The organism is Paenarthrobacter nicotinovorans (genome assembly GCF_007670255.1).
Lineage (GTDB): Bacteria > Actinomycetota > Actinomycetes > Actinomycetales > Micrococcaceae > Arthrobacter > Arthrobacter nicotinovorans_B.
Map to the genome: position 1 here is coordinate 122,367 of NZ_SZVS01000002.1, position 14,220 is coordinate 136,586.

The 14,220-nt window shown below is 63.2% G+C and carries 14 protein-coding genes; 7 read left to right on the forward strand and 7 right to left on the reverse strand.

Annotated elements, in window-relative coordinates; genetic code table 11:
* Positions 1–4 precede the first annotated feature (4 nt).
* The 4 genes from paaD (at position 5) to FDP28_RS03410 (ending at position 3,597) form a co-directional block, all read left to right on the forward strand.
* The gene (gene paaD / locus FDP28_RS03395; RefSeq protein WP_260842315.1) at positions 5–562 is read left to right on the forward strand and encodes a 1,2-phenylacetyl-CoA epoxidase subunit PaaD; all 558 of its coding nucleotides are present in this window, start codon (positions 5–7) and stop codon (positions 560–562) included.
* Positions 563–570: 8 nt separating this feature from the next.
* Positions 571–1,776, forward strand: coding sequence for a 1,2-phenylacetyl-CoA epoxidase subunit PaaE (gene paaE / locus FDP28_RS03400; protein WP_144659207.1), 1,206 nt, complete (start codon positions 571–573; stop codon positions 1,774–1,776).
* A gap of 9 nt (positions 1,777–1,785) precedes the next feature.
* Positions 1,786–2,565 carry an enoyl-CoA hydratase/isomerase family protein gene (locus FDP28_RS03405; RefSeq protein ID WP_144659208.1) on the forward strand — a complete coding sequence of 260 codons (780 nt, stop codon included), beginning with the start codon at positions 1,786–1,788 and terminating at the stop codon, positions 2,563–2,565.
* A 78-nt stretch (positions 2,566–2,643) separates the two neighbouring features.
* Positions 2,644–3,597, forward strand: coding sequence for a lipid kinase (locus FDP28_RS03410; protein WP_397320771.1), 954 nt, complete (start codon positions 2,644–2,646; stop codon positions 3,595–3,597).
* A 34-nt stretch (positions 3,598–3,631) separates the two neighbouring features.
* Here the strand turns inward: FDP28_RS03410 and FDP28_RS03415 are convergent, their stop codons facing one another.
* A complete protein-coding gene (locus tag FDP28_RS03415) occupies positions 3,632–5,122 on the reverse strand; it encodes a PQQ-binding-like beta-propeller repeat protein (protein ID WP_260842316.1) in 1,491 nt (496 codons plus the stop codon).
* A 497-nt stretch (positions 5,123–5,619) separates the two neighbouring features.
* Between FDP28_RS03415 and FDP28_RS03420 the strand changes: the two genes are divergently transcribed.
* Entirely contained in the window at positions 5,620–6,906 is a 1,287-nt protein-coding gene (locus FDP28_RS03420; protein WP_144659210.1) for a GAF domain-containing protein, read from the forward strand.
* A 93-nt stretch (positions 6,907–6,999) separates the two neighbouring features.
* The gene (gene sigK, locus FDP28_RS03425; protein ID WP_144659211.1) at positions 7,000–7,719 is read left to right on the forward strand and encodes an ECF RNA polymerase sigma factor SigK; all 720 of its coding nucleotides are present in this window, start codon (positions 7,000–7,002) and stop codon (positions 7,717–7,719) included.
* Between the two features lie 25 nt (positions 7,720–7,744).
* Here the strand turns inward: sigK and FDP28_RS03430 are convergent, their stop codons facing one another.
* The 6 genes from FDP28_RS03430 to FDP28_RS03455 all read right to left on the reverse strand — a co-directional run bounded on the left by FDP28_RS03430 (position 7,745) and on the right by FDP28_RS03455 (position 13,568).
* Complete coding sequence (locus FDP28_RS03430; RefSeq protein WP_144659212.1) at positions 7,745–9,535, reverse strand: NAD(P)/FAD-dependent oxidoreductase; 1,791 nt, start codon at positions 9,533–9,535, stop codon at positions 7,745–7,747.
* A gap of 189 nt (positions 9,536–9,724) precedes the next feature.
* On the reverse strand, positions 9,725–10,480 hold the full coding sequence (locus FDP28_RS03435) for a ZIP family metal transporter (protein ID WP_144659664.1): 756 nt from the start codon (positions 10,478–10,480) through the stop codon (positions 9,725–9,727).
* A gap of 110 nt (positions 10,481–10,590) precedes the next feature.
* Positions 10,591–11,457: a hypothetical protein gene (locus tag FDP28_RS03440; RefSeq protein WP_144659213.1), complete on the reverse strand. Its 867-nt coding sequence runs from the start codon at positions 11,455–11,457 to the stop codon at positions 10,591–10,593.
* Between the two features lie 2 nt (positions 11,458–11,459).
* The gene (locus tag FDP28_RS03445) at positions 11,460–11,966 is read right to left on the reverse strand and encodes an RNA polymerase sigma factor (RefSeq protein ID WP_144659214.1); all 507 of its coding nucleotides are present in this window, start codon (positions 11,964–11,966) and stop codon (positions 11,460–11,462) included.
* 173 nt (positions 11,967–12,139) lie between these two features.
* Positions 12,140–12,352, reverse strand: a complete 213-nt coding sequence (locus tag FDP28_RS03450) for a hypothetical protein (protein ID WP_144659215.1) — start codon at positions 12,350–12,352, stop codon at positions 12,140–12,142.
* Between the two features lie 28 nt (positions 12,353–12,380).
* A complete protein-coding gene (locus tag FDP28_RS03455) occupies positions 12,381–13,568 on the reverse strand; it encodes a hypothetical protein (protein ID WP_144659216.1) in 1,188 nt (395 codons plus the stop codon).
* A gap of 207 nt (positions 13,569–13,775) precedes the next feature.
* On the opposite strand from FDP28_RS03455, the gene FDP28_RS03460 reads away from it, so the two are divergent.
* Positions 13,776–14,198 (forward strand): hypothetical protein, encoded by a 423-nt coding sequence (locus FDP28_RS03460; RefSeq protein ID WP_144659217.1) that lies wholly within the window; start codon positions 13,776–13,778, stop codon positions 14,196–14,198.
* Positions 14,199–14,220 lie beyond the last annotated feature (22 nt).

A 14,220-nucleotide genomic window follows, 5' to 3' on the forward strand; every position in this document is an offset into this window, starting at 1 on the left:
GGTGATGGCTACCATCGCAAAGACCGCCGAGCAGCAGGCCTGGGAGATCGCCTCCACGGTCTGCGATCCGGAGATCCCGGTCCTCACCATTGAGGACCTGGGGATCCTGCGCGGCGTGCGGGTTGTTGACTCGCCCGAGGCGGCAACCGCTGAAGGCGCGCACGACGGCGGCCCCGCAGGTACCGCCGTCGAGGTCACCATCACGCCCACGTACTCGGGTTGCCCGGCGATGGACGCCATCGGCGATGACCTGCGTACGGCCTTCACCAACGCCGGTTATGCCAGCGTGGCCATCAACCTGGTGCTGTCCCCGGCGTGGACCACGGACTGGATGACCGAGTCCGGCAAGGCCAAGCTGGAGGAGTACGGCATCGCGCCGCCGAGTGGCCGTGCGGCCGCTGGTGGCCACTCTGGTCCCGTCCGCTTGAGCCTGGCGGTCAAGTGCCCGCAGTGTTCATCGCTGAACACCAAGGAACTCACCCGCTTCGGTTCCACGTCCTGCAAGGCGCTCTTTGTCTGCCAGGACTGCAAGGAACCGTTCGACTACTTCAAAGTCCTCTAAGGAAATCCATGACCACCGAAACACAGACGGCCAGCCGCCGTCGTGCGTCTTTCCATAACCTGACCGTCGCGGAAGTCCGGCGACTGACGGACGATGCCATCGAAGTCACGTTCGGTGTTCCGGCCGAACTGGCCGGCCAGTACGACTACCTTCCCGGCCAGTACGTCGCCTTGCGCACCACGTTGCCCGATGAGAACGGTGAGCCGCATGAGGTCCGCCGCAGCTACTCGATCTGTGCAGAGCCGCGCAGCTTCGAGGACGGCAGCAGCGAGATCCGGGTGGCCATCAAGAAGGACCTCGGTGGCCTCTTTTCGACATGGGCCAACGCTGAATTGAAGGCCGGCGACGTCCTGGACGTCATGAGCCCGCAGGGCGCGTTCATCTCGCGGCACGGCAAGGACGGCTCCGCTGTCCAGCACAACGTCATGAACTCCATGAACCATCCGGAGGAGCTGGCGGGGGAGCCAGGCAACTTCGTGGCGATCGCGGCGGGGTCGGGCATCACTCCGGTGATTGCCATCGCCCGGACGCTGCTCGCCGCCAACCCCGAAACCACGTTCGACCTCGTGTACGCCAACAAGGCCGCCATGGACGTCATGTTCCTGGAGGAGCTGGCGGACCTGAAGGACAAGTACCCGTCCCGCCTGGCACTGCACCACGTGCTGTCCCGGGAGCAGCGGATCGCGCCGCTGATGACCGGCCGCATCGACGCTGAGAAGCTGCAGGCCCTGCTGTCCTCCGCGATCCACTCCGACGACGTTGACGAATGGTTCCTGTGCGGTCCGTTCGAGCTGGTCCAGTTGTGCCGCGACACCCTCGCAGCCCGCGGTGTTGAGCCGGAGCACATTCGGTTCGAGCTGTTCACCACCGGCCGCCCGGACCGCCCCGAGGGCCATGCCGGCCGCCCGGTTGTGGAGGACGAGTCGCAGGAGACGTACAAAATCACGTTCAAGCTGGACGGCCTCACCGGCGACGTCGCCAGCCCCACCCATGCCCGCGAGTCCATCCTCAACGCCGCGCTGCGTGTCCGTCCGGATGTTCCGTTCGCGTGTGCTGGCGGCGTGTGCGGCACCTGCCGCGCCAAGCTGATCACCGGTACCGTGACCATGGACGAGAACTACGCCCTGGAGCAGGACGAACTGGACAAGGGCTACGTCCTCACCTGCCAGTCCCACCCCACCAGCGAAGAAGTGACCGTCGACTTCGACGTCTAAGGAGTCCCCATGATCGAGCTCTCCATTGCCAACGGCATTGCCGAAATTGTCCTCAACGCTCCGGAAAAACTGAACTCGCTCAACGAGGACGCGCTGCTTGAGTTGGGCAAGGCGTACGACGACGCCGCTGACGCCGCCTCACGTGGCGAGGTGCGGGCGCTGCTGCTTCGCGGAGAGGGGCGTGCCTTCTGCGCAGGCCGCGATATCGCCGGGGTCACGCCGGAAACCGACGACGCGCAGGCCTACCTCGGCGGTTTGGTTGAGCCGCTGTTAAAGAAGATGGCGGCCTTCCCAGCACCCACCTTCGCTGCTGCGCATGGGGCGTGCCTGGGTGTTGGCCTCGGTCTCCTGCTCGCGACGGACGTGGTCTATGTGGCGGAGAATGCCAAGTTCGGCTCGCCTTTTGCCAAGCTCGGGGCGACGCTGGACTCAGGCGGGCACTGGTACTTCACCGAGCGCTTGGGAATGCACCGTACGCTTGACCTGATCTACACAGCGGACCTCATCTCAGGAACCGAGGCCGTGGCCCAGGGACTCTTCAGCAGGGCCATGCCGGATGACGCGCTCCTGGCCATGACCCGCTCCATTGTGGAGCGGGTGGCTTCCGGCGCTACCCAGGCCTTTGTTGCGTCCAAAGAGCTGGTGGCGCATATCCGTGATCAGCGGCTGGGCCTGTGGGAGTCCATGGCCGAGGAGAACACCGAACAGGCCCGCCTCTGCAAGACCGACGACTATGCCGAAGGTTTCCGGGCGTTCCAGGAGAAGCGGGCGCCAGCTTTCAAGGGGTAGCGCACCCAGCCCGGACGGCACTCCATCCGGGGCGGCCCAACTACGCTTGGAGGTTTCTCCAAGGTGCGTCCGCCTACGATGGTCCCCATGAAGTCCGTCCGTGAGGTGCGCTCCGCCGCCGTCGTGATCAACGCAGCCTCGCGTCGAGGTGCCGCGGCCAGTGGGCCGGCGGTGGACATGCTCCGTCAGGCAGGACTGCCCATTGCTTCGGCGCATGCCGTTTCCTCGGGCGCGGAATTGGGACCGACCCTTGAACGGGTCGTTGCCGAGCAGCATGACCTGGTGGTGGTCGGTGGCGGGGACGGCACGGTGAGCTATGCGGCCGGGTTGTTGGCCGGAACCGGGACCGCCTTGGGTGTCCTCCCGCTGGGCACCGCCAATGACCTTGCCCGTACGCTCGAGATACCTGGCGTACTCGCTGATGCCTGTGCCGTGATCGCTGACGGTAAAGTCGTCGACATAGACCTTGGCAGGGCGAACGACCAACCGTTCCTGAATGTCGCTTCCGTAGGTCTCTCCGTAGGTGTGACCGAGGCCCTGAGCCCCCAACTGAAGAAGCGCATCGGTCCGTTGGCTTATGGGGTTGCCACAGTCAAGGCCTACGCGCGGCATAAACCGTTCCGCGCCAGGCTGGAGTTCCCTGACGGGGACCATTCCACCCTGGAGCTCGAGGACTTGCTGCAGGTGGCGGTGGGAAACGGCCGGCACTACGGCGGGGGCAACACGGTGTCCCCGATGGCTGGAATTGATGACCACATGCTCGACATCTACGCGATCCTTGCGGCACCACTCCGTGAGCACGTGAAGATCGCGCGGTTGCTCAAGGACGGAAGCTTCATTGACCACGATCGCGTGTTCCATCTGGCGACGCGGCGGGTGCGTCTGGTCACCGGGCGTCCGATGTCGGTGAACCTCGACGGCGAGATCGCCACCGAAACGCCGACGGACTTCACGGTACAGCGGAACGCGGTGCATGTGGTCGTGGCGCAGGGGACCACGAGCGCGACATTCGATGGTCCGGCAGCGGGCTGAGCGGGAGTTATTCAAGACGGCCAAGCAAAAAGGGCTAGACGAATTCCTTGAGGAGTTTGTACCCGGCCACTTTGTCTTTCAGGGAGATGACGGCCATGTCGTGGTCTGTGGTGCTCACGTCGGTCAGGGCGCCGTAGGTGAAGGCCGGGGCAGGGGAGCCGCTCTTGAGGCACGGGAAGGCGATGTATTCTCCGGCGGCAGTGCCGTCGCCGGAGTAATCCTTCTCGGTGTGGGTCGTCGGCACTTCATAAGAGCCGTACTCCCAGCACACGAAAGCGTCCTCGAAGCTGGCTCCGCGGTATTTTCCAGTGCGGGTATCCACCAGATTTGAGGCCCAGTAGGTGCCTGCGATCAAGAACTCGCCGTGACTCGCCGAAGGTATGAGGCCAGTAACTCCCCAGCTGTGTACCTCTACGGGCTTGCTCTCCCAGGCGGCACTTCCCGTGAGGGGATCGTAGCCAACTACCTTCGAATGTCCTCCCCGGTAGGTGCCGGCGGGAAATTCGATGAAGCCGTCTACATACTCGCAGCGAACAGGGAAGGCGTCGCCACCCTCCAGCTTGGTGGCCTGAGTGCCCATGGCGTCAGAACACTCAACCTGCGAACCGTCCGCTGTCCACAGAACCCGACCGCTGGATGCACGGAACCCTACTGTTTTTGTAGTGTCCCGCAGGTTCATCGAGTGGGTTTCCTTGGTCACTTTGTCGCGTGCGTAAGGAGTTGGGTTGATGCCGACGGAGCCCACGTAGAGGTCCAGTTTTTCGGAGTAAACGAAGTGCGCACCCAGATCCGTGCTGGCTCCCTTCCCGAAGATCTTTTCCAGCTCCACTTCCCAGACGACCTTGCCCTGGCGGACATGGGCAAGTGATTCCACACCCCCGGACCCCATGGAGTACAGCTCCTTGCCGACCGGCCGGAAGAATCCCGAAAGTGGGGTAATGTCCGGCTCGTCCTCACCCAGGTCCAGATCCACCCAGTGCTCGAACGACCCGTATTCCGGGTCGAAGGTGATGAAGCACATGTCATCCACGTCTTCGCAGGCATAGGGGCGGGTGGTGACCAGTTCTGTTTTGCCTCGGTAGAGTTCCTTGCCCGTCGTCAGGTCAAAGGCCACTGGGGAGGTCCACCAGGTGAAGCCGCCGTTGTCGGCCGGCGGGGTGGCTGCCTGGAGGAAAATGGCTGCGCTCTTCCCTGAATAGGTCTTGGTAACAACGGGTTCCAAGGGAGTTCCGGGGGTGTCCAAACCCGGGTGAACGGGCTGCTTCCACAATTCCTTGCCAGTGGCCACGGAGAAGGCGTGCGCTTCGACGCCGCCGGAAACACGGGTGTAGACCAGTGCCACGCCGTCGGTTACCACCGGCTGACCGATGGGTTCGAGCGCAACCTCCCAGGTCGCCGTCGCGGTTTCCTTGTTGCGGTCCGGCACGTCTGCGGTAGCTGGTGGTGTGGTTGCGCTGGATTCGGCCGGGCGAGGCAACGGAAGCATGGTGCACGCAGAAAGCAGGACGGCTGTGCCGATGGCCAACGCACCGAGTCTGAACGATGTGAAGCGGGCGCGGAGCATCGCGGGTCGAGAATGAGTCAAAGTTCCCCCAGAAAAATGGCCATCGAGACGTGGCTCACATAGAGAATACAGCCACTGGAGTCAAGTCACAGCCATTGGCTGTGTGGCCGGACCTGAGGGCGTCTTACGTCAGGGCCGGCCACACTGGCTGCTGCTGGGGAAGGGGGGAAAGCAGCCAAAGGCGCCGCCGGCTTCGTCGTCCAAAGGCCAGGCGGTGCTCCGTGATTGGTTGGTGAGGCTCCAGCCTCCCAACTGCGGCCGTCCCCCGTCCCCCATAAATCGGACAGCCTCACATTAAAGAAGTGCTTGTCGCGGCGGAATCGTGTCGCAATTTTGGGGAGATTCCGCAGTCACGGCGTTTGTGATCCGCAACACATTGTGGCGCGGGCCCGGCTACACTGGAGAGGCGGCGCACGGATCGTGGTCCGGCAATTCGATGGTGAGTTGGAGGAATCTGCATGCCAAGTGTCACTGTTGACGCAGCGCGCATTGACGGCCTGAGGCTATCCGCACCGTCTGAGTACGCGCGCATCCTCCGCAAGGCCCATGAAGCCACCATCTCCGGCCGTCCGGATCCCCACATTCCGGCGTCGTTGTTGGAGTCCTGGCAGCGTTCCCTGGCGCTTGGAATCAACCCCGAGCGGCACAGCCCTTTGCGTCGGCACGAGGTGGAGGAGGCCCGGACGCTCGGCGCAGGTCATCCGTTGGCACCCGTGATTCCGGCGCTCACGCAACTTCTGGCCGACGAAACCCCGGACGGGAGGCACCTCCTGATCGTCACCGACCATCAAGGCGAGGTGCTGTGGCGCGTGGGGAGCAGCCATGCCCTCAGGCAGGCCGATTCGTTGGAATTCGTTGAGGGTGCCGACTGGTCGGAGTCGGGAATCGGCACCAACGCCATCAGCGAGGCCCTGATTACTGGGGCGCCGGCGCAACTGTTGTCCGCCGAGCACCTGGTCCGTTCCCATCACGAATGGGCCTGCACGGCCTCACCTATCCGCGACCCACACACCAACCGGATTCTCGGGATCCTCGATGTCTCCGGGCCAATCAACACCGTCACCCCGGACAGTCTTCGCATGGTGCGTTGCGCTGTGCGCTTGACCGAAGAGCTGCTTCGGTCCAGTCGCCCTGCTGCCGCTGTTCCCGACGGAACGCCCGCCACCCTGACGCTGAACCTGTTGGGGGACAAGCCGACAGCAGGGGTCGACGGCGGTGCCCGCCTCCCGCTGACACTCCGCCGGGCCGAAATCCTGGCGTTGTTGGCCTCACGTTCGGGTGGGTGGAGCGCTGACGAGTTGGCGTATCACGTGCACGGTGAGGACGGGGCTGCGGCGTCGGTTCGCACGGAGATGCACCGGATTCGTGCGGCCTTGGGGAAGGTCGTGGAGGCCAATCCGTATTGCTTCGCTGCCGGTATGGAGGTACTTACGGACGTCTCCACGGTTACCGGTCATTTGCGCGCGGGGCGTGTTGCGAAGGCCCTCGAGGCATACCGTGCGCCGCTCCTCGCGCGTTCCGGAAACCTCGCAATTGAACTCCTCCGCGATGAGCTCAACGCAGCAGTCAGCGCTTCCGTGCGGGCAACCGGGGATCAGGAGCTGATGCTGCGTTGGTGTTCGACGGACATGGGGGCCGATGACTTCGATACCTGGGCTGCGGTCGGGGCAACCGCAGGCAACGATCCACGCATCGGGCTGTTGCAGGCCCGGATGGCCCGGAGGGACCGCGAGTTCGGAGTCTAGGCCGGGGCCGGGGCTTGCGTCGGTGACGAAATGGATTTCACTAGGACAACTAGTTAGTTCTTCTAGTTATATGTATGCTTACGAATGTTCCTGATGTCGCTTAGCACCGGAGTCGTGAGTGTCTTGGTTACTTTCATCGAAGTTCCACCGCCTGGGCCCTTCAACGTCCCGGATGAAATTGGCGACCACACCGACAGTCCCACGGATTCCATCCGATCTACCCTGGACGGCACCACTGCGCCGCAGGGCAGGCGGGTGGTTGGCTGCAGCACCCTGGATCTTAGGGAGCTGCTTTGTGAAATCGGGCAGGGAAGCCACGAGGCTTTCACGGAGTTCTATCGGCGCAGCTCGCCCCGCGTGTTCGGGCTGGTGCGTAGTGTACTAATCGACCCCGGCCTCAGCGAGGAGGTGACCCAGGAAGTCTTCATCGTGGTGTGGCGGGACGCGGCGGCATACGATCCTGCGCGGGGAAGCCCAATGACCTGGCTGCTGACAATCGCCCACCGCAAGGCTGTGGACAGGGTGCGTTCGCAGCAAAGCAGTGCCGATCGCAACGCACGATGGGCGACCGCTTCCTATACCCGCCCCTACGACGAGGTCGCAACGTCCCTTGTGGATCGCATGGAGTCCCTGCAGCTCATGGATTCCGTGGACGCACTGTCACCGCTGCAACGCGAGGCGATTATGCTCGCATACTTCGGCGCCCTCACCTACCGGGAAGTCGCGGTGACCCTTTCAAAACCACTACCCACCGTCAAGTCCCGGATCCGGGATGGCCTGAATCAACTCCGCGAACAACTCAAGCCCGCCTGACGGTGGGAACCGCCAGTAATGCTCCTTAGCGGGTGTGGTGGGATGGCTGCAGGCTGTACACGGGGGTGGGGAGTCCCTCCATGCGGGCCTTGAGCTGCAGGGCGAGGTACTTGGAGTAGTGCCGGCTCTGGTGGAGGTTGCCGCCGTGGATCCAGAGGTTCTCGACGTTGGTGGGCTTCCACATGTTGCGCAGTTCGCCCTCCCACGGGCCCGGGTCTTTGGGAGTGTCGGAGCCGTAACCCCAGCACTTACCCACCTGGTCGGCCACTTCGGGGGAGACGAGGTCCGCGAGCCAGCCGTTCATGGAGCCATAGCCGGTGGCGTAGATGATGACGTCGGCTTCGAGCTCGTCGCCGTTGTCCATGATCACGGCGTTCCCGGTGATTTTGCTGACCTGGCCGTTGGCAAGTTTCACGCGGCCGTCGATGATCAGCTGCGAAGCGCCGACGTCGATGTAGTAGCCGGAGCCGCGTCGCAGGTACTTGAGGAACAGCCCTGAACCGTCAACGCCGAAGTCCAGCTCAAATCCGGCGGCTTCGAGCTGGGAGTAGAACCCGGCGTCGCGCTTTGCCATCTCTTGGTACACCGGAACCTGTGCGTCCGGAAGGATGCGGTAGGGGAGCGAGGCGAACAGGAGGTCGGCCTTTTCGGTGGTTACGCCGTTGGCCAGGGCCCTCTCGGAGTAGAGATCCCCGAGGGCAAGGTCCATCAGCGATTCGCTGCGGGCGATGTGGGTGGAGGAGCGTTGGACCATGGTGACCACGGCGCCGTGCTCCCAAAGATCGGCGCAAATGTCGTGGGCCGAGTTGTTGGAGCCGATGACCACCGCTTTCTTGCCGGTCCAGTCTCCGCCGCCGGGGTGCTTGGAGGAGTGGTATTGCTCGCCGAGGAAGGTCTCCGCGCCGTCGAAAACAGGGACGTTCGGGTAGCCGGAAACGCCGAGCGCGAAGACGAGTTGCCGGGGACGCAAGGTGACCCGTTCGCCGTCGCGGATGACATTGACCTCCCAGGTGCCGCTTTCCTCGTCCCAACGCGCCTTGGTGCATTCGGTGTTGGACCAGTAATTGAGCTCCATGATGGAGGTGTAGTGCTCCAGCCAGTCGCCGATCTTGTCCTTGGCGGCAAACACGGGCCAGTCGTCGGGGAAATTCAGGTACGGCAGGTGGTCGTACCAGACGGGGTCGTGCAGGTGAAGGGACTTGTAGCGGTTCCGCCAGGCGTCGCCGGGACGGGCGTTCTTGTCCACGATGATGGTGGGGACGCCCAGCCGGCGAAGCCTCGCGCCAAGGCCGATGCCACCCTGGCCGCCGCCGATGACCACCGCGTACGGCTGGTCCTCATAGCCGAGGCGGGCAGCCTCCACCTCTTTGCGTTCCAGCCACGATTTCCGGCCCTTTTCGATGCTGTGGGTGACCCCTTGTTCGCGGTTGGGTCCCCTCTTTTCTTCGAATCCCTTGAGTTCCTGCATGGTGGTCAGGAGGGTCCAGCATTTGCCGTTGCGGAGCCGCAGGTGTGCATAGCCCCTTCCTTGCAGTGTTTCGAAATTAACCCAGGCTTCGGGGGCGGCGGGGTCGCCCGTGGCGTCTTCGGCCAAGGTCCACTGGGCAGGCTGGACGTCTGCAAGAACTGCTTCCAGCATGTCCTTGATGGCGGCCTTGCCCTCGAGGGTTTTGAGATTCCAGGTGAAGGAGACGAAGTCGCGCCAATACGACTCGTCTTCAAAGAGTTCCAATGCGGCGTTGATGTCCTGGCTGCGCAGAGCGTCGTCGAACTGCGTCAACCAAGCTTCCACGGCACCGTTGGCTGTGTCAGGCATGATTCCTCTTTCCGTTGCTGGCGAGGGGACACTATCCGGCACGTCACTGGCTGGAAAGTGGCCCACGTCACAAGTAAAGGGCGGAGGGGGTTACAAGAGGGTTACACGGCGGGTGGGCGTCGACGGTCGACGGCGACAGTGGTCGACGGCGGTCGCGTCACCGTCCGCTGGACTGTCGGCGCACGGTGGTCAGCCGCCCATCTCGCTGACGGTAAAGGCCGTCAGGAAACCGACTGACGCGATGAGTCCGCTCAGCAAGTGGTGCTCTTCAAAGGCTTCGGGAATCATGGTGTCCGCAAGCATGGCCAGAATTGCCCCTGCCGCCGTGGCGGTGATGAAAGCGACCACCCCGGCCGGGGCGTTCTCCAGCGCTGTGAACCCGATCAGGGAAGAGATGCCGCACAGCACTGCGATTCCGCCCCATACGCCGAACACGTACGCAGCGCTGCGTCCGGATTTCTTCATCCCCGCGGTACTGGAGAGCCCTTCCGGGACATTGGAGATAAACACCGCGGCAAGCATCGCAGGGCTGACTGCGCCACCGGTGATCAGGCCGAGGCCCAGGACAACCGACTCGGGAATGCCGTCCAGGAGTGCGCCGACAGCGATTGCTGTCCCGCTGCCTGGGGACTCGGCCTCGCTTGGTTGCCGGTCACCGGAGCGCTTCCGATGTTTCGCTCCCCGCCGGGCCAGCAAGAAGTTCGCGCCAACATAGACCACGGCGCCAGCCAGAAAACCGGTGACCGTCGGCCAGAGCCCACCAGCGCTGGCCGCTTCATCCACGAGGTCAAAGGCCAAGGCGGAGATTAAGACACCGGCGCCGAAAGACATCACCGAAGACACTATCTTTGGCGGGATCGTCCACTTCCACGACAACGCCGCACCGAGCACCAAGGCGCCTCCGGCGATCGTTCCCCACATCAGGGCCTGCAACCACATCGGCAACGCGTTCTCCTCCTGCCTACCTCCACCGCCCGAAGCGGCAGACATCAATAGGTCGTAAGGTTACTTGCTATTTGGATGTGGGGCCAAAATCCCTTTGTGAGAAGGGCCGTTTACTGGGTGCTGGTTCCCGTTGGAGCCGCGGGGCCGGGGCCGACGAGCTGTGTCCTGAGCCGGACGGGGATGCCGTAGTTGGCGAACTCGGCGTCCATGCCCTCTTGAACAGTGGCGTACTTCCCGTCCCGGACGTCGAAAGCGAGGAATTCCCAGTTGTAGACGCTGCTCCACAACTGAGTGAAGTCGGTTAGGTACCGGCCGTTGTCCTGCAGTCTGGCGATGTTGTAGTAGACGTTGCCGCCGTCGAGGCCGATCGCTCTGATCCCGTCGTCGGAGATGGCGTATGCGAGCCAGCCTTCAGCACATCCCAGGACGGTGTAGTACTGCTGCTCGTTGGCCGGGATGGGTTTGATGGCCTGGACGGTGTCGTTCCGTCGGATGTCGATGTTGGCCGGTACGCATGCTCCTGCGGCGGGTCCGGCAGGCGCGGTGGTTGGCGGTGCCGTGGCCGGTGGCGGGGGTGGTGTGATGACCGTCGTCGGGGTTGGCTCAGCGGTCCACGCCGGGGTTTCCGTCGGGGTGGAAGTGGGTGTGGGGCTGGGTGTCGCTGAAGGGGTGACCGTCGGAGAGGGGGTCGGCGTGGGGGTGGCGGTGATGCTCGGGGTGTCGGTGGTGGCCGGTGCCGGGGCCGATTGCGGGACAAGGTTGTCTGCTACAACGACTGCACCGACGACGGCGGCAGCGGCCAGGACGACGCCGGCTGTCGCCGCCCAGCCGGTCCGGCGGGAGGTGCGGCGGGCGAGGGGAACAACGTTGGGGTCATCGGAGAAGACATGCGACTGGCCCGGCAGGACACCGGGGATGGTGCCGGGTTCGGGCACGTTTGGTTTGGCATTTTTCATGAGTTGTTCGATGCGGTCCATGGTTAGACTTCCCGTTCTGTCATGAGGTGTTGTGGTGCGGCTTTCGCAAAGGCTTTACGGGCCCGGTGGAGCCTGACCGCGGCAGCGGACGGCGTGCATCCAAGGCTTTCGGCCAGTTCTGCGGTGGTCAGGTCATCCCAGTAGGAAAGCATCAGGATTTCCCGGTCGCGGTCCTTGAGCTTGGACAGGATCTCCGCCACGCTCGCCTGCTGTTCATCGTCGTTGGTGGCAGCGGCCTGGACCCGGGCTTCTTCTGCCAGACGCTGCATGAGTTGCTCGCGACGGTTCCGGCCTTTGTACTCGTTGCCGAGCACATTCCTGGCAGTAGCGATCAGCCAGCCGAGACCGGGCGGCTCCGGCGGTTGCTTCTCCCACACGATACGGAACACGTCGTTTGCCAATTCCTCGGCACGTTCGCGGTCGTTGATCCGGTACGCGATGTACTGGTAGATGCGGCTGAAGTGTTCAGCGTGAAGAGCAATCAGTTCCTGCTCTCTGGTAGCCAACATCCTTGTTCTGATCCCCCGGGGCTAGTGCGATGTGATGAGTCAACCCTTTAGTGTCCCGGGAAGCGGCGTTTCTTACATAACCGGAGAAAAAGTTTCAGCTTTCTGTTCCGGTAACCCTGGGAACACAGCGATACCCGGCAAGCTCCCCCAATGAGCGTGCCGGGTATTCGCTTTTAGGCCCGCTGCGCGGCCAAACCTCCTCCTCTACGTCGTTGCTTGCCTGGGCGACGGGCCAACCACGTGGTTCGGTAGGCGTGCACTGCCAGGACGACGACAAAAAACGCGGCCACTAAAACAACGGCCGAAACGGCGACGACTATTACGCCGATGAGATGAACCAGCAGTACCCCGAAGATCACTACTGAGTGGGTGTCGATAAGTTCCATGGTTGATTTCTTGTACTTGGTGTGGAGGTTACGGAGTGCCGGTCGCGGGGCCGGGACCAACAAGCTGTTCACGAAGCCGGACGGGTATGCCGTAGGTGGCGAATTGATCGTCCATGGCCTCTTGAACGGTGGCGAAGATACCGTCCCGAACGTCAAAGGCGAGGAATTCCCAGTCGCGGACGGTGGACCACAGCTGTGCGAAGTCGGTCAGGAAACGGCCATTCCTTTGGAGTCGGGCCAGGCTGTAGTTGACGTTGCCGCCGTCCAGCCCGGCAGCTCTGACGCCGTCATCTGAGATGGCGTATGCAAGCCAGCCCTCGGCGCATCCCAGGACGGTGTAGAACTGCTGCTGCTCGGCGGGGATGGGCTTGATAGCCCGGACCAGGTCGTGGCGTTGGATATCGATGTTGGCCGGGGTGCATTCGCCTGCGGGGGTGCCGGGTGAAGGGGCGTCCGGTCCTGCGCCGACGAGCTGCTCCCTCAGCCGGACGGGGATGCCATTGGTTTCGAACTCGTGGTCCATGGCTTCCTGGGCGGTGGCGTAGCCGCGGATCTGAGCTTCAATGGCTTGGAATTCCCAGTTGCGGACGCTGGAATACACCTGCCCGTACTCATCCAGGTATCGTCCGTTGCTTTGGAGTGTGGCCATCCTGTACCAGGCGTTGCCGCCGTCGAGACCGATCGCCCTGATCCCCTCGTCCGAGATGGCGTATGCGAGCCAGCCTTCGGCGCAGCCAAGGACGGTGTAGTACTGCTGCTCATTGGCCGGGATGGGTTGGATGGCCCGGATCGTGTCGTTCCGCTGGATGTCGATATTGTCCCGGGTGCACGCGCCCGCGGCTGGGCCGACGGGTGCGGTTACCGGTGGAGTGATCGCCGGTAGCGCGGCCGGCGAGGTGGCCGTTTGCGGGGCGGAAGAAGCTGGTGGCGTTACGGCAGCAGGATCGGGTGTCGCTCCTGGCGCGGGACCGGACTGTACCAAGGCTGGTGCAGCGATGGTCGAGGGGACATCGCCCGATAATGGCACCTCGAGCAGGACCGAATTCTCCAATCCATCGGTCGCGCTGGTTTCTGGTGACGGCAGGATTTCTGATACTGCACGAGCAGATGCGGTACCTGGTTGCCCGGCTGCAGGAACGCATGCACTGAGTGTCAGTACCAGCGCAAGAGATGCGAGAGTGACGGACTTTGAAAAGCCGGATCGGTGGTAATTCATTGGGCTGGGTCCTTCCCCCAAGGAGTGACTAAGCAGAATGGCCTGCTCGTACATGTTGTTTCCGGGGTGGGGCGAATAATTACACGCGGCACCAACATTTTTTGCCTGCGGAACGGTCGACGCCGGTAGGGTCCGACGGCGGTCGCGTCGCCATTCGCTTGTGCTTGCCCGAGGTTAGGCTGGGGCTTCACATGTTTGGGGGAATGAATGAAACGTGGCTGGAAGATTGGCTGCGCAGGGGCCGTCCTGCTGGCTTTGTCCTCATGTGCCGGACCTGGCATCGAAGAATTGGGACGAAGCGCAATCCGGGACCGCGCTGAGGAAGGCATGGACTGGTTCACCGGCTTCACCTCAGCCGGTGATGCTTCCGATCGGGACGCGGTGCGATCAAGGTTGCAGGGAACCAACATCGCATACACGTACGGCTGGGACCCCGACGGAAATTTCTATGCTGACCGGTACTACCGCGAACACCTGACGACCAGTGGGGGATTGTGGGCTGAGCAGCGAACAGTCAGTGCCTGTGTGCGGTACACGGAAAAACCCGGAGGGCCGGTCATGGAATCGGTAGCCTGTCCGGACGAGCCACCGTTTACAGAGCGGGTCGACGAGCAGGTCACCGTTCCTTGAGATGGGATCTTTTCGGGCGGCG